Source organism: Agrobacterium sp. D14, from assembly GCF_001526505.1.
Lineage (GTDB): Bacteria > Pseudomonadota > Alphaproteobacteria > Rhizobiales > Rhizobiaceae > Agrobacterium > Agrobacterium leguminum.
In genome coordinates, this window is record NZ_ASXX01000042.1 from 308,964 (window position 1) to 323,635 (window position 14,672).

The 14,672-nt window shown below is 59.1% G+C and carries 15 protein-coding genes; 10 read left to right on the forward strand and 5 right to left on the reverse strand.

Features of this window, described 5'->3' with window-relative positions:
- Positions 1-177 precede the first annotated feature (177 nt).
- Together L901_RS20810 and L901_RS20815 are read left to right on the forward strand one after the other, a co-directional pair.
- Entirely contained in the window at positions 178-879 is a 702-nt protein-coding gene (locus L901_RS20810; protein WP_020809495.1) for a phosphatase PAP2 family protein, read from the forward strand.
- A gap of 30 nt (positions 880-909) precedes the next feature.
- Positions 910-2,163, forward strand: coding sequence for an FAD-dependent oxidoreductase (locus L901_RS20815; RefSeq protein ID WP_059759927.1), 1,254 nt, complete (start codon positions 910-912; stop codon positions 2,161-2,163).
- Between the two features lie 6 nt (positions 2,164-2,169).
- Here the strand turns inward: L901_RS20815 and L901_RS20820 are convergent, their stop codons facing one another.
- The 4 genes from L901_RS20820 to L901_RS20835 are packed head-to-tail and all read right to left on the reverse strand — an operon-like array spanning position 2,170 to position 6,072.
- Positions 2,170-3,096, reverse strand: coding sequence for an ROK family protein (locus tag L901_RS20820; RefSeq protein WP_059759929.1), 927 nt, complete (start codon positions 3,094-3,096; stop codon positions 2,170-2,172).
- 3 nt (positions 3,097-3,099) lie between these two features.
- A complete protein-coding gene (gene nagA, locus L901_RS20825; RefSeq protein WP_059759931.1) occupies positions 3,100-4,272 on the reverse strand; it encodes an N-acetylglucosamine-6-phosphate deacetylase in 1,173 nt (390 codons plus the stop codon).
- Entirely contained in the window at positions 4,269-5,291 is a 1,023-nt protein-coding gene (locus L901_RS20830) for an SIS domain-containing protein (RefSeq protein WP_059759933.1), read from the reverse strand. The genes nagA and L901_RS20830 overlap by 4 nt, the downstream gene beginning before the upstream one ends.
- A 28-nt stretch (positions 5,292-5,319) precedes the next feature.
- Positions 5,320-6,072, reverse strand: a complete 753-nt coding sequence (locus L901_RS20835) for a GntR family transcriptional regulator (RefSeq protein ID WP_003521268.1) — start codon at positions 6,070-6,072, stop codon at positions 5,320-5,322.
- A 153-nt stretch (positions 6,073-6,225) separates the two neighbouring features.
- Between L901_RS20835 and L901_RS20840 the strand changes: the two genes are divergently transcribed.
- The 6 genes from L901_RS20840 (at position 6,226) to L901_RS20865 (ending at position 12,027) form a co-directional block, all read left to right on the forward strand.
- Positions 6,226-6,408 (forward strand): hypothetical protein, encoded by a 183-nt coding sequence (locus L901_RS20840; protein WP_059759935.1) that lies wholly within the window; start codon positions 6,226-6,228, stop codon positions 6,406-6,408.
- A 115-nt stretch (positions 6,409-6,523) separates the two neighbouring features.
- Positions 6,524-7,705 carry a Gfo/Idh/MocA family protein gene (locus L901_RS20845; RefSeq protein ID WP_059759936.1) on the forward strand — a complete coding sequence of 394 codons (1,182 nt, stop codon included), beginning with the start codon at positions 6,524-6,526 and terminating at the stop codon, positions 7,703-7,705.
- Between the two features lie 12 nt (positions 7,706-7,717).
- Positions 7,718-8,602 carry a carbohydrate ABC transporter permease gene (locus L901_RS20850; RefSeq protein ID WP_003521273.1) on the forward strand — a complete coding sequence of 295 codons (885 nt, stop codon included), beginning with the start codon at positions 7,718-7,720 and terminating at the stop codon, positions 8,600-8,602.
- On the forward strand, positions 8,599-9,456 hold the full coding sequence (locus L901_RS20855) for a carbohydrate ABC transporter permease (protein ID WP_020809501.1): 858 nt from the start codon (positions 8,599-8,601) through the stop codon (positions 9,454-9,456). Before L901_RS20850 ends, L901_RS20855 begins: the two co-directional genes overlap by 4 nt.
- Before the next feature lie 38 nt (positions 9,457-9,494).
- Entirely contained in the window at positions 9,495-10,727 is a 1,233-nt protein-coding gene (locus L901_RS20860) for an ABC transporter substrate-binding protein (protein ID WP_059759938.1), read from the forward strand.
- Positions 10,728-10,914: 187 nt separating this feature from the next.
- Positions 10,915-12,027, forward strand: coding sequence for an ABC transporter ATP-binding protein (locus tag L901_RS20865; protein WP_059759939.1), 1,113 nt, complete (start codon positions 10,915-10,917; stop codon positions 12,025-12,027).
- A 152-nt stretch (positions 12,028-12,179) separates the two neighbouring features.
- Here L901_RS20865 and L901_RS20870 read toward each other — a convergent pair whose 3' ends face one another.
- Positions 12,180-12,665: a hypothetical protein gene (locus L901_RS20870; RefSeq protein ID WP_059759941.1), complete on the reverse strand. Its 486-nt coding sequence runs from the start codon at positions 12,663-12,665 to the stop codon at positions 12,180-12,182.
- Between the two features lie 243 nt (positions 12,666-12,908).
- Here L901_RS20870 and L901_RS20875 point away from each other — a divergent pair, with 243 nt between their 5' ends.
- Both L901_RS20875 and L901_RS20880 read left to right on the forward strand, forming a co-directional pair.
- A complete protein-coding gene (locus tag L901_RS20875) occupies positions 12,909-13,772 on the forward strand; it encodes a MurR/RpiR family transcriptional regulator (protein ID WP_059759943.1) in 864 nt (287 codons plus the stop codon).
- 82 nt (positions 13,773-13,854) lie between these two features.
- On the forward strand, positions 13,855-14,637 hold the full coding sequence (locus L901_RS20880) for an SDR family oxidoreductase (RefSeq protein WP_059759944.1): 783 nt from the start codon (positions 13,855-13,857) through the stop codon (positions 14,635-14,637).
- The last annotated feature ends 35 nt before the right edge of the window (positions 14,638-14,672 follow it).

Below are 14,672 nucleotides of genomic sequence, written 5' to 3' on the forward strand. Positions count from 1 at the left end.
CGGTCGTTTCCGGTTGGCACCTCTCGGTGCACGTCGTTTTCCCGAAAACGCTATGCACTTTCGAGCAACATTCCTTAGCCTCTACCCGCGAAAACCAGCCATAACAAGGACAAAGCCCGGGCTATTGTTTTTGCGGAAGGCAAAGCCATATGCAAGAAAAACAATGAGAGGATATCGATGCGACGTTTTCTGGTTTCCAGCGGGTGGATTTTTGCGGCAAGCCTTGTGCTGGTCCTTGTCTTCATTCCTTTTGATCCGCGGCTTTCCGAAAGCGCGCAGGCGCTGCCAGGGGGCGTGGTTTCCTTCAATCGCGCCATTACCGATTTCGGAACCTTCCGCTGGATGCTCTATTCCACCGGCCTTCTGGCGATATTGGCCTATGTCGCCGCACGGGTTTTAAAGGCGCAGACCTATAATGGACGGCTGAGGACGGCATGGCGGCTTCTTACTTATTTCTTCCTGACGATCGGAACGGCGAGCATTCTCGTCCATACGCTGAAATTCCTGATAGGACGGGCACGGCCTGAGCTTCTGCTGGAAATGGGCGCTTATAGCCTCACCCCATTTACCGGCGACAATCTCTATGAAAGTTTCCCCTCAGGCCATTCGACCGCCGCCGGGGCGTTTTTCGGCGCTTTCGCCATGTTGATGCCGCGCTTCCGCTGGGCGTTTCTCCTCCTTGCCCTTGTCATCGGTGTTTCGCGTGTCATCGTCGGCGCACATTATCCAAGCGATGTCGCCGCCGGGCTTTTGCTCGGCATGTGGACGGCCATGGCCTTCGCCTTTATCTTTGCCCGGTCCGAAATGCTGTTCCGGTTCGATGCGCAGGGCTGGCCGCAGCCGAAGAATGCAAACCTCCCGGCGGCGGATACACGATAAGGACCTCAAGCGGGATGTAGGGGGAAGGTGATGGAAGAAGCGACAATCGCTCCGGAAAATGACGGCAGGGCCATTCAGCACATCCGCACGTCCGTCGCCGTGGCCGGCGGCGGGCCGGCTGGCATGATGCTTGGCCTGCTGCTTGCGCGCAGCGGTATCGATGTCGTCGTCGTCGAGAAACACGGGGATTTTCTCCGCGATTTTCGCGGCGACACCATCCACCCTTCGACGCTTGAATTGATGGAGCAACTCGGTTTCATCGATGAGTTCCTGAGCCTGCCGCATACACGTGCGCCAAGGCTGAATGCGGTTATCGGCGGCGAGCGTATCACGATAGCGGATTTTTCCCGCCTGCCGGTTCGCCACCGCTTCATCGCCTTTATGCCGCAATGGGATTTTCTCAATTTCATCGTCGGCAAGGCGGGGCAGTACGAAAATTTCCGATTGCTGATGAATGCGCCGGTGACCGGACTGATCGAGCGCGGCGGGCATGTCGGCGGTCTCACGGTCAGCACACCGGAAGGCATCATCGAGATCGAAGCCGATCTGGTGGTGGGGGCGGATGGGCGTAACTCCACCGTCCGCGAGGCGGCGGGGCTGGAAGTGCAGCGCTTCGGCATTCCGACGGAGGTGCTGTGGATGCGCCTTTCGAAACAGCCCGACGATCCGACGGAAACCATGGGGCATGCCGGCTCGCGACAGGGTTTCGTCATGATCAACCGGGGCGATTACTGGCAATGCGGTTATGTGGTGCGAAAGGGATTTTTCGCCGACATAAAGCTGCAGGGAATTGAAGCCTTCAGGGACAGGGTTGCGGAAATCTGCCCTTTCCCACGCGAAAGGCTTGATGAGCTCAAGAGCTGGGACGACGTGCATCTCCTCACCGTCCGTATCGACCGGCTGAAGTGCTGGTGGAAACCCGGCCTGATCTGCATCGGTGATGCGGCTCACGCCATGTCCCCCGTCGGCGGTGTCGGCATTAATCTGGCCATTCAGGATGCGGTTGCGGCGGCCAATATATTGGTGCCGGTGCTCGTGTCCGGCCGGGCCATTGCCGATGACGATCTCGCCGCGATTGAAAAGCGACGATCCTTCCCGACCAAGGCCACGCAATTTCTGCAGCGGATGATGCGTATCGGCGGCAAGAAGGGCCGGGCCGATGCGGAAAAACCGAAAGGACCGCCAGCCTTTGTGCTGGCCATCATGCGGTTTCCGCTTCTTTCCCATTTGACCGGTCGGCTGGTGGGGCTGGGTTTCCGCCGGGAAAAGATCGAGACGATGTGATGCCGCTCAGGCAGTGCCGGCGGCTTCTTTCTCATATTTCAGCCCGATAACGGCGGATCCGATCAACCCCGGCTCGATGCGGCAGATGGCGGGCACGACCAGAGGGCGGTCGAAGCGCCTCAGAATGCGGCTCCTTACCACCTCGTCCAGAGCGGCGAGAAGCGCCTTCGAATTCGAAAGTCCGCCACCGACCGGCACGATGGTTGCGCCGGTAACGTTGATCACCATTGCCAGAGGCGAGGCGAGAATATCGATAAGGACATCGATGGTTCTGGCGGCCTTTGTATCGCCCGCCTGCCAGGCCGAAATAATATCCTCGCTGGTCATCGCCTGCTGGTGAAGATGCGAATGCAGTTTTTCCATGCCGCGGGCGCTGCCTATTGCATCGACACAGCCGGTAAGCCCGCAACCGCATTCGAAACGCGGCAGCGAAACCGGCGGATTTCCGGCCAATGTCGCGGCCACCGGCCCATGTCCCCATTCGCCGGCGAAACCGCCGTCGCTGTTGATGAGCTTGCCGTCGATCACCAGCCCGCCGCCGACACCCGTACCGAGGATGACGCCGAAGACCACGCGATGACCCCGTCCGGAACCGATTTCCGATTCGGCGATCACGAAGCAATCCGCATCGTTCGATACGATGACGGGAAGGTTCAGCGCCTTTTCCAGCTCGTCCTTCAAGACCCTGCCATGGATGCTCTGAATATTGGCGACAGTGGCTTTGCCGGTGTCGGGATCGATGACGCCGGCAATCGACAGCGACACGCAGGCGGGTGTGCCGCCGCTATTGTCGATGACGGATTTCAGGCCGGCGGCGAAGTCTTCGAAACTGGTCTTGGGCGTCGGGATACGCGGCACGGGCCGAATATCGTCGGGAGCGTAGGCAATAGCGCCCTTGATGGTCGTTCCGCCTATATCGAAACAAACGATCATGATTCAGGCTCCGGAACGGGTGGCATCGTGGATTTTTTGTGCACCGATCCATGTCGAATGCATCTGAAGGTCGGGCGTCAGCATGACGAAATCCGCATCAAAGCCGGGCAGGAGCTTACCCTTGCCGGAAGCGCCGATTGCCTCGGCGGGATAGGCGGACGCCATTCTCAAGGCTTCTTCCAGCGGTGTGTCCAGCTTTTCATGCATGAAGCGGATGCAGGAGAGCATATCGATATCCGCCCCCGCCAGCGTGCCGTCGGCCAGCGTCAGTCTGCCGCCGTTGCGATAGACGCGCCTGCCGTTCAGTTCGAAACCGTCATCATCCGTGCCGATGGTGGACATGGCGTCGGTGACAAGGAAAATGCGGCCGGGATTATTCTTGGCGCGAAGCGCAATGCCGATCGCTGCAGGATCGACATGGAAACCGTCGGCGATCAGCCCGCAATCCAGCTTGCCGTTCGAAAGTGCCGCGCCCACCAGTCCCGGCTCGCGATGGCCGAGCGGGCTCATGGCGTTGAAGAGATGTGTCACCATGGATGCGCCGGCCTCGGCATAGGCTGTCGCGACGCTGAGGCCCACATCGGTATGGCCGAGGCTTACGACGATGCCGGCTTTGTGCAGCGCTGTGACCTGCGCCTCGGTTACGTTTTCCGGGGCGATGGTTGTCAACACAAAAGGAAGCTTCGCCTTGCAGCCCGTCAGAACCGCAAGATCGGCCGTTTCCATCTTTCGGATCAGCGCCGGATCATGGGTGCCCTTGCGTGCGACGGAAAGATGCGGCCCTTCGAAATGCAGGCCGAGAAAGCCGGGCACCCCTGCCTTGTGGGCGGCGATGCCTGCTTCGGCGGCTTTGGCCGTGATATCCGGCCGGTCGGTGATGAGTGTGACCATCAGCGCCGTGGTGCCGAATTGCGCATGGGCCGAGCAGATGCGGGCAATGCCTTCCACGTCCGGCTCGTTGTTGAACATCACGCCGCCGCCGCCATTGACCTGAAGGTCGATGAAGCCTGGCGCAATGAACAGTCCTTCCGCATCGATGATTTCGGCGTCTGCGGGCACGGATACGCGGTCGACGATGTCGGCAACCTGGCCGTCACCGGTCACGAGCGCTTTGCCATCGTGCCACGCGGCGCCATCGAAAATGCGGGCGCCGACAAATGCCTTGCTGCTGCTCATTGGGTTTCCGTCACCTTCTTCAATGCCACGGGCGCATCCGGGTTGAAGCCGCGGGCGCGCGACAATTGCTCGATGAAGCCGTAAAACGGCGCGATCAGCAACAGGGCGTCGGTCAGCGGGTGATTGGTTTCCACAAACGGCAGGGGCTTGGCCGGGCTGCCTTTTGCGGAGGTGACGAAAACACTTGCGCCCTTGCCGGCGAGACCGGCTGCGATATCCGTCACGGAGGTTTCGGCGCGGTCACGCGCGGCAAAAGCGATGACGGGAAATTTCGGTGCGACCAGCGAAACGGGGCCGTGCATGACTTCCGCCGATGAATAGGCCTCTGCGTGGAGTTCGCAGGTTTCCTTGCATTTCAGCGCGGCTTCCGCGGCAATGGCCAGCGCCGGACCGCGGCCCAGCATATAGAGCGATTCCTCACCCTTGACCGCTTCGCCGATCTGGCTCCAGTCGAGCGCGATGGCCCTGGCGAAATTCTGCGGCAGGGCGCTGACGGCTTTGGCCAGCAGGCTGTCTTCCGTCCATTCTGCAAGGATTGCGAGGCCGGCGACGATGGAGTTGACGAAAGATTTGGTTGCGGCCACCGCTTTTTCAGGGCCTGCCTGGATATTGATGGCGTGATTGGCCGCATCGCCGAGCGGGGAGGGCAGGGTGTTGACAAGCGAGAAGGTGAGCGCGCCGCCCTTGCGGGCGCTTTCCGCCAGAGCGACGATGTCAGGGCTTTTGCCGGATTGCGAGACGGCGAAGGCCGCCGCCCGGTCCAGCCGCAGTTTCGTCTGGTAGATCGAGGCGAGCGAGGGGCCGAGCGAAGCGACGGGAAGCCCGGTCTGCAATTCGATCGCATATTTCAGGAAATGCGCGGCGTGGTCGGAGGAGCCGCGTGCAATGGTGACGATAACGGCCGGGTCACGGGCCTTCAGGTGAGCGCCGGCTTCGTGGAAGTCGGCATTGGCATTGTCCAGCAGGCGGGCGACTGCATCGGGAATCTCATCGATTTCCTGGCGCATCAGGGTTGTCATCGTTTCGTGTCCTTGATCAAGAGATTTGTCACTCGGGCCCCATCGTCAGCTCGGCGACGAGGTCATAGGCGTCGCTGCGGTACAGCGCGCGGGATATTTCCATGAGGCGCCCGCTTTCCAGATAGGCCATTCGCTGAACGGAAAGCGCTGCCGAGCCTGGCGGAACCCCAAGCAGCAATGTTTCCTCATCGGTGAGGTTACGGGCGGAGATGCGCTGAATGGCGCGCACCGGGCGAATGCCGTTTTTCTCAAGCTCCAGATAAAGCGAGTTTTCCACCAGTTGCGGGTCAGGCAGGATATCGCCCGGCAGGCTGGTGACTTCGAGTGCGATTGGTTGGTCATTGGCAAGACGCAGACGTGTGAGCCGCGCCACCATGGCGGATTGGGAAAGGCCGAGCGCCATCATCTCGTCGCCGGTCGGGTGGAACAGGCCTCTGTCCAGCCAGCGGGTGCTCGCCGTCATCCCGCGTCGGCGCATGTCCTCGGTAAACGAGGTGAGTTTGGTCAGAGGCTGCTGCATGCGGGTGATGGGCTTGACGACGAAAGTACCCGAACCATGCCGGCGAACGAGAAGGCCGTCGCGGACGAGATCGTCCACCGCCTTGCGTACCGTGACGCGGCTGACGCAGGCGCTTTCGGCGATATCCCGCTCCGGCGGCAAGGCGTCGCCGTGCTTCAGGCGGCCGCCATTGATGGCGTCTTCAATCGTCTGGCGCAGTTTCAGGTAAAGCGGGCCGCCGCCTGATTGCAGGTCGTCCAGATTAAGCGCTGCCCCGTTCATCCATAACCTCTGTCACGATCCATGTGGTCGGCGATATGGCCGGCTCTGGCTATATCATATGCCGCGCAATCGGCAATACCAAAATAGAACCATTGCTAGATTTGTACGATTAATCGGTGGTTTTTTCGATATTTTGCCGAATAATAAGGCTTCATGCTTGATATTTTCGCATTAACCAAAAAAATTTTCTCGATAACGGAATTGCTCTGGACGATTGGCATTTTTTTGGTATTGTTTTTTGCGTCGGTGGTCGGCGGCGATCCGTTTCGCATCCGTCGCGCAGGGAAAATCGGTTTCCGACTCGCGGCAGCGTTTGCGAAATCGAATTTAGCTTGACCGTTGTGAAAATTAATTTCATCGTGGCAGGAAATTATCGCAGATAACTGGATGGCCAGCACAGAAATGGTCGCTTCTGCGAAAATGAATTACGAATGAACAGGGAACAAAGTTCATGAAGGTGGGAATTATCGGACTCGGATTCCGTCTCGGTTATCTGGGCTACGTTTTTCATGAGATCGACAAGGATTTCGAGATCGTCGGTTACGTCGATCCCGCGCCGGCGGGCCTGCCGGGCCTGCAGGAAAAGGGCATTTCGGCCGGTAAGGCTTACGATAGTCCCGAGGCGCTGATCGCAAACGAAAAATTCGATCTCTTGATGATCGGCTCACCGAACCACATGCATCTGGAGCATATTCGTATCGGGCTTGAGGCAGGCTGCACCATCTTCTCGGAAAAACCCATCGTCGTCAGCATTGAGGAAAGCCTCGAGCTTGCCCGGCTGCTTAACAAGCACGGTCACGAGCGGCTGCTCGTCGGTCTGGTTTTGCGTTATTCCCCGCTCTACCGCGATCTGCGCGCCGCGCAGGCGGAAGGCAAGCTGGGCGATGTCGTTTCCATCGAGGCCTCGGAGCATATCCCGCCCTATCACGGCGCATTCTTCATGCGCGACTGGCGGCGTTACGAGAATTATTCCGGCTCTTTCATGCTGGAAAAATGCTGCCACGACCTCGATCTCTATAATGGCGTGGTCGGTGCGCGGCCGCGTTTCGTCTCGAGCTTCGGCGGGCGCAAGAGCTTCACGCCGGCAAACGCGCCGCAGCATGACGGCATCAACGACATGGAAGTTTACCATCGCAAGCCGAGTGGCTGGATGGGCTCCGACAAGGTCTTCGACAGCGACGGCGACATCATCGATTACCAGACGGCGATCGTCGAATATGAGAACGGCGCATCGCTCGCCTTCCATACCAATCTCAACGTTCCCGACGATTTCCGCCGTTTCTGCGTCATCGGCGCCAAGGGCATGGCCGAGGGCGATTTCGTGCGTGGCTTCCTGAACGTGCACAATGCCCGGACCAATGAAAAGACCGTGGCCAAGACCTATTCGGCGGCGACCGCGCTCTCGCAGCATTACGGTGCAGACGAGCAGATGGCCGAGGACGTCATCGCCCATATCGTCAAGGGTGCGGCCCTTCCGGTTTCCGCGCTCGATGCGATCGAGGCCGGTATTCTGGCGCTTGCCATGGACGAAGCGCGCCATGGCCGTAAAGTGATCGATCTCAAGCCGGTGTGGGAGGAATACGATCTGGCGCTGCACGGGCAGCCGAAATCCCCCGCTGTGAAATCGGCTTGAGGGGGCGGCGCGATGGATGCGAAACGCAGCGCGGTCGTCTTTGCCTGGCTTCTTCTTCTGCCGGCGCTTTTATACATCACGGTTATCGTTGCTTATCCGCTCGTCGATACCTTCATCCTGTCCTTTACCGATGCGTCGCTTAGAAAAACGACGAATTGGGTCGGCTTCATCAATTACGAGAAGATTTTCAACGCGACTTTTGCCGATGTCATCACGCGGACCTTTATCTGGACGTTCTTTTCCGTCTCGATAAAGATGATCATCGGCACATTCGGTGCGGTCTTGCTGAATTCGGCCGTACCCGGCCGGGCGCTGTTCCGTATCCTGACCATGCCGCCATGGATCGTGCCGATGGCTATCGGCATCTTCATGTGGGGCTGGATGTATAACGGCCAGTTCGGCATGATTTCCGGGGTGCTCCAGAACCTCGGCCTGGTGGATGGTCCGGTTGCGTTCCTCGCCTATGGCAGAACGGCCTTCTGGGCAACGATCGTCACCGACGTCTGGATTGGCGTGCCGATGGTGACGCTTTATCTGCTGGCGGCCATTCAGGCCATTCCGCAGGATCTCTACGAGGCCGCGTGGACAGACGGGGCAAGCCGCTTCTACCGCTTCCGCCGTATCACGCTGCCGCTGATGCTGCCGGCCATGATTACCATGTCGATGATCTCGCTGATTTCGACCTTCAATTCCTTCGATATCATCTGGATCCTGACGCAGGGCGGTCCGACCGGCCAGACGACGACCATGATCATCGACACGTACAAGACGGCGATCGGCTCCTATAAATATGGTGAAGGTGCGGCCCGCGCCGTGCTGATCTGCATCTTCCTGTCGATCTTCACCTATTTCTACTTCCGCATCACCAGCCGCATCTCGCAGGAGGCCAGCCGATGAGCGACAAGAATGCGATGATCAACCGCTACAGGTGGTATGAAATCGTCGGGATCTATTGCGGCATCGCCGTATTCCTGACCTTCGTGCTGGCGCCCTTCGTGGAAGGATTTCTGGTTTCGCTGAAACCGCTCAGCCTGCTTTTCTCCTCGCCCTACAAGTTCTGGCCGGAAAACGGTTCCTTCGAGGCCTATCGGACCATGTGGGTCAGCGTTCCGGGCTTTGCCCGCTACGTTTTCAACTCCTTCTTCATCTCCACCATTTCGACCATTATCGTCCTCATCCTGGTGGTGCCGGCCTCCTATGCTTTCGCCCGTTTCGAGTTTCGCGGACGTGGGCAGTTGCTCGGCGCATTTCTGGCGATCAACATGTTTTCGGGCGCGGTGCTTCTGATCCCGCTTTACCGGCTGATGCGCAACATGGGTGTGCTGAACACCTATCTGGCGATGATCATTCCCGGCGCGGCCTTCCTGATCCCCACCGCCATCTGGCTGTTGCGCACCTATATGCTGCGTATCCCGCGGGAACTGGAAGAGGCGGCCTATGTGGACGGTGCGAGCTATTTCTATACCTTCCGCCGGGTGATCCTGCCGCTGGCGATGCCGGGCATCGCCGTCGTCTCCATCACCACCTTCATCGGCGCCTATGCCCAGCAGTTCATCTTCGCGCTCACTTTCAATTCCAAGACCGAATATATGCCGCTGCCCATCGGCCTCTTCGCCTATTTCGGTCGCCAGGAAGTCATCTGGAATGAGTTGATGGCGGCCAGCTTCGTCGGCATTGCGCCGGCCATGGTCGTGATCTTCTTCATGCAACGATATCTCGTCAGCGGGCTCACCGCCGGCGCGGTGAAATAAACAACAACCGGAACGACCACCAAAACGGGAGACTAATTATGGCACTGAAACATTACGGATTGGCGCTTTGCGCATTCGCATTTGCCGGTTCCACTGCCCTTACCACGGTGACGGCACATGCCGCCGACAAGGAGATCAGCTGGATCTATTGCGGCGACAAGATGGACCCCATCCATGAAAAATACATCAAGGAATGGGAAGGCAAGAATGCCGGCTTCAAGGTTGTTCCTGAGGTCGTTGGCTGGGCGCAGTGCCAGGACAAGGCAACGACGCTCGCTGCCGCCGGCACCCCGGTCGCCATGGCCTATGTCGGTTCGCGCACGCTGAAGCAGTTCGCGCAGAACGATCTCATCGTTCCGGTGCCGATGACGGAAGACGAAAAGAAGACCTATTACCCCAACATCGTCGACACGGTTACCTTCGAGGACACGCAGTGGGGCGTGCCGGTCGCATTCTCGACCAAGGCGCTCTACTGGAACAAGGATCTGTTCAAGCAGGCCGGTCTCGACCCGGAAGTGCCGCCGAAGACCTGGGCTGAAGAAATCGCCTTCGCCAAGCAGATCAAGGAAAAGACCGGCATTGCCGGTTATGGTCTGCCCGCCAAGACCTTCGACAACACCATGCACCAGTTCATGCACTGGGTTTATACCAACAACGGCAAGGTGATCGACGGCGACAAGATCACCGTCGACAGCCCGCAGGTCGTTGCAGCCCTCACGGCTTACAAGGACATCACGCCTTATTCCGTCGAAGGTCCGACGGCCTATGAGCAGAACGAAATCCGCGCCATCTTCCTCGATGGCAAGGTCGGCATGATCCAGGCCGGTTCGGGCGCCGCCACGCGCCTGCAGGAAACCAAGATCAACTGGGGCATCGCCACGCTGCCGCTCGGCCCGGAAGCAAAGGGGCCCGGCACGCTGCTCATCACCGACAGTCTTGCGATCTTCAAGGGAACCGGCGTGGAAGAAAAGGCGACCGAATTCGCCAAATTCATCACCTCTCCCGGCCCGCAGGGCGAATACGAACTGCAGGGCGGCGCGGGCCTCACCCCGCTGCGTCCGTCGCCGAAGGTCGATGAATTCATCGCCAAGGATCCCTTCTGGAAGCCGCTGATCGACGGTATCGCCTATGGCGGCCCCGAGCCGCTCTTCACCGACTACAAGGGTTTCCAGGACACGATGATCGAGATGGTGCAGTCTGTCGTCACTGGCAAGGCAACACCGGAAGATGCCGCGAAGAAAGCGGCTTCGGCTCTCGAGCAGTATAAATAATCTTTCATGAGCACGGATGCGGGCGCTGGCCGTCCGCATCCGGCAAGTTTCGCCGTGGGAATGCCTTGCGTCTTCCGGGATGCTCTTTCCCCTGTTTTCAACGGTTCCGATCCGGTGTGGCTTTGCCCCTGTTTCGGAACATCTCTGAACGTGGCCAGATGTCGGCCGCTGACGGGAGAGGCAAGTCTTGGGTCAGCTTTATCTCAACAACGTCCGCAAGAACTATGGACATTTCGAAGTCATCAAGGGCGTTCAGCTCGACATCAGGGATGGCGAGTTCGTCGTTTTTGTCGGTCCCTCGGGATGTGGCAAATCCACATTGCTGCGCATGATCGCGGGCCTTGAGGATATTTCCGGTGGCGATGTCGTCATCAATGGCGTGAAGGTCAATGACTTGCCGCCGGTCAAACGCGGCATCGCCATGGTGTTCCAGTCCTATGCGCTTTATCCGCACATGACGGTTTTTGAAAACATCGCTTTTCCGCTGCGCGTCGAGAAGATGGAGGAGGACAAGATCAAGCAGAAGGTCGAGGGCGTCGCCAAGATTCTCCAGCTCGATCAGCGTCTGCAGCAGCGCCCCGGCATGTTGTCCGGCGGTCAGCGCCAGCGCGTGGCGATCGGCCGCGCCATCGTTCGCGAACCGAAGATATTCCTGTTCGACGAGCCGCTTTCCAACCTCGATGCAGCACTTCGCGCCGATATGCGCATCGAGCTCACTAATCTTCACCGGACGCTGAAGGCGACGATGATCTATGTCACCCACGATCAGGTGGAAGCCATGACCATGGCCGACCGCATCGTGGTGCTGAATGCCGGCGAAATCGCCCAGGTCGGCGCGCCGCTCGAGCTTTATCACAAGCCGGCTAACCTCTTCGTGGCAGGTTTCATCGGCAACCCGAAAATGAATTTCCTGAAGGTCACCTGCAAATCCGTCAGCGCCGAGGGTGTGACGGTGGAATATGAGGGCCAGACGATCACCGTGCCCGTGGAGCCCCGTGCCGGTCTTGAAGGCGCGCAGCTGACGCTCGGCATCCGCCCGGAACATACCGGCCTCGAAACGGCCGACCTCAATGTCACGGTCGCACCCAGCGTGATCGAGCGGCTCGGGGTCAATACCATCGCCTATGGCGTCGCGCCGACGGGTGAGAATTATTGCGCGCTGCTTTCCGGCTCCGCACCTGTGGTCGTGGATGAGCCCATCGTCACCGGTATCAAGGCATCGGATTGCCATCTGTTTGACGAAAGCGGCATTGCGCTGGAGCGGCGCGTCGATCTTTCAGTCCTCAAGCTGATCCAATAAGGCGCAGGAGCCGGGCCATGTTATCTGTTTTTCCATGCCCGGCTGTTCCTGACGCGATCCGTCTCCGGCAGCATTTTTCCGTACCTTCCAGACGAAAAAACAACGCCGGGCTTTCGGCCCGGCGTGCGAAGCTTTTCCAGATGTCTTCTGGATCACGGCATGGGGTTGGGCATGTAGCCGGTGAAACCGCTGATCTTCCAGCGCCCCTGATGCAGCCGGCAATAATAGAGCGTCTGCCATTTCATGACGTCGAAGCTGCCATCGGCCTTGCGAAGCCCACCGTCGAACTTCTTGCGCACCAGCGCGGTCTCACCTTCCACTTCGATTTCTTCCAGCGTGGTGGTCGCAAAGATCGCATCGCGCGGGTCCTCTGCAAATTGCTGGGTTTGAAAATCCTGCGCCTGCCGCAGCCACTCGTCGCGATAGGCGCTGAGCGAAGGGAAGGACAGGCGCCAATTGTCCGGGTTCGCATCCCGGTTGGCGTTGATGCCGAGAAAGCCGTCCTCAACGAAATCCTCCGCGACCTTCGACCAGTCGGCGGCAAGGAACGCGTCGATGTCCCGCGTTACCAGCATCTCCCAAATGGAATGGCGGGCGATGTCTGTTTCGGGAAAGGGGTTTTTGAAGGGATCACGCATGGTTTGGGTCCATTATTGAAATTATTTTCAAGATTCGGAGATTTCTCTGGTGTTGATTGTTGGCATATGCTCATCTCTCAATCAACAGAGAAAATAATTTTCAAATCAAAGGTATGCGCGGTGTCGTCAGCTAGACGAAACATCCTCGATTCATGGATCTATGCGGTTGACGGGCGCGCTTTCTTAGGGTGCATCGGAAACGGGGCCAAGCCTTAAGTTTTGGCGGAACGGAGACCGGTGAACATGGATATTTTCGCAAGAATACAGGAAGACAGGGGACAGTTCTCGCAGTCGGAGCGGCGGATTGCCGATATTCTGGTTTCGGACTTCGAATTCGCCGTCAATGCCTCGATCATCGAGCTGGCGGCCCGCGCCGAAGTGTCTCCGCCAACCGTGACGCGGTTCTGCCGCCGGCTGGGGTGCCAGAGCTTTTCGGATTTCAAGGTCAGCCTCGCCAAGACGGCCTATGTGGGTATTCGATACCTCACCTCCGAACCGTCTAGCACGGGTCCTTCGGATGTTGCGGAGGAGGTGCTCGCCAAGGCGCAGGAAGCGCTTTTCCTGTTGCACAGGACGCTCGATCCCGCCCTTGCCGATGAAGCGGCGATCAGGATCGCCAATAGCGGCATGATCTATGCTTTCGGCGCGGGCGGCAACTCCTCGATGATCGCTTCGGAAATCCAGAACCGGCTGTTCCGCCTGGGTTTGCGCGTTTCGACCAGCGCCGATCACAGCATGCAGCTGATGATGACGGCTGCGGCGCGCAAGGAAGATGTCATCATCGGTTCGTCCTTTTCCGGCCGCAACATGGAACTGGTGAAATGTTTCAGGCTGGCGCGGGAAATGGGGGTCACCACCATTGCGCTTACCCAGAGCGATACGCCAGTCGCCTCGGCTGCCGACATGGTGGTGGCCGTCAATGTGCCCGAAGGAAACAATATCTTCCGCCCCACTTCATCGCGCTACGCCTATCTGGCCGCCGTCGATGTTCTGGCGACGCTTGCTGCCTATCATCAACGTCAACGATCGATGGTGACGTTACGTCACATCAAGCAGCAGCTCGTGGAACATCGTGACCCGGATGACAAGCAATTGCTCGGTGACTGAGGCGGGCTGACGAAAAATACAGGCTGCTTTGCCTGAGACCCGCTTTGCGGTGGGTCGGAAAGCTTCAAGGGAGTTGTAGGAGATGAAGGACAGGAAAGACCAGCTCGCCGTCGTTACCGGCGCGGCAGGTGATATTGGCCGGGCAATTGCCACGGCGCTCGCTGAAAACCATGCAAAGGTCGTGTTGGTCGATATCGACCCCGGCGCCCTTTCGAGCGCGCTATCCCTGCTTTCCAGTCCCCGCTTCGTCGCGAAAACCTGCGATGTCACCGATCCGCAGGACCTCGCAAGGCTGGCCGCCGAGGTTGCGGAGCTGGGCGATGTTGTAACCCTCGTCAACAATGCGGGTGCGGCAAGAGCGGTCAGCCTGCACGACACGACTGCCGATATATGGCGCAGGGACAATGCCCTCAATCTGGAAGCGCCGTTTCTCTGCTTCAGGGCTTTCGAAGAGGCGTTGAAGAAAACCCAGGGGTCGGTGGTCAATATCACCTCCGTGAACGGTATGGCGGTCTTCGGCCATCCGGCCTACAGCGCGGCGAAGGCCGGGTTGATCCATCTGACCAAGCTGATCGCCGTGGAATACGGCAAATTCGGCATCCGTTCCAACGCCGTTGCGCCGGGCACCGTGCGCACCCAGGCATGGGAGGCGCGGGCCGCCGCCAATCCTCAGGTCTTCGAAGAGGCGAAGCACTGGTATCCGCTGCAACGCATCGTGCGGCCCGAAGATGTGGCCAACGCCGTCGCCTTTCTGGCCGGCCCACAGGCGGAGGCGATCAGCGGCGTGTGCCTGCCGGTCGATTGCGGACTGACGGCGGGGCAGGCGCCGCTGGCCCGGACCTTCTCGCAATCCGAACATTACTGACCGAAGCCCTCCAGAGGGCTCAATGCGCAATAAAG

Coding starts and splice junctions, on each gene's coding strand:
- L901_RS20810 (WP_020809495.1), top strand. CDS start 178: ATGCGACGTTTTCTGGTTTCCAGCGGGTGGATTTTTGCGGCAAGCCTT.
- nagA (WP_059759931.1), bottom strand. CDS start 4,272: ATGAGCAGCAGCAAGGCATTTGTCGGCGCCCGCATTTTCGATGGCGCC.
- L901_RS20860 (WP_059759938.1), top strand. CDS start 9,495: ATGGCACTGAAACATTACGGATTGGCGCTTTGCGCATTCGCATTTGCC.
- L901_RS20880 (WP_059759944.1), top strand. CDS start 13,855: ATGAAGGACAGGAAAGACCAGCTCGCCGTCGTTACCGGCGCGGCAGGT.
- L901_RS20845 (WP_059759936.1), top strand. CDS start 6,524: ATGAAGGTGGGAATTATCGGACTCGGATTCCGTCTCGGTTATCTGGGC.
- L901_RS20870 (WP_059759941.1), bottom strand. CDS start 12,665: ATGCGTGATCCCTTCAAAAACCCCTTTCCCGAAACAGACATCGCCCGC.
- L901_RS20830 (WP_059759933.1), bottom strand. CDS start 5,291: ATGACAACCCTGATGCGCCAGGAAATCGATGAGATTCCCGATGCAGTC.
- L901_RS20875 (WP_059759943.1), top strand. CDS start 12,909: ATGGATATTTTCGCAAGAATACAGGAAGACAGGGGACAGTTCTCGCAG.
- L901_RS20815 (WP_059759927.1), top strand. CDS start 910: ATGGAAGAAGCGACAATCGCTCCGGAAAATGACGGCAGGGCCATTCAG.
- L901_RS20850 (WP_003521273.1), top strand. CDS start 7,718: ATGGATGCGAAACGCAGCGCGGTCGTCTTTGCCTGGCTTCTTCTTCTG.
- L901_RS20855 (WP_020809501.1), top strand. CDS start 8,599: ATGAGCGACAAGAATGCGATGATCAACCGCTACAGGTGGTATGAAATC.
- L901_RS20840 (WP_059759935.1), top strand. CDS start 6,226: ATGCTTGATATTTTCGCATTAACCAAAAAAATTTTCTCGATAACGGAA.
- L901_RS20835 (WP_003521268.1), bottom strand. CDS start 6,072: ATGAACGGGGCAGCGCTTAATCTGGACGACCTGCAATCAGGCGGCGGC.
- L901_RS20820 (WP_059759929.1), bottom strand. CDS start 3,096: ATGATCGTTTGTTTCGATATAGGCGGAACGACCATCAAGGGCGCTATT.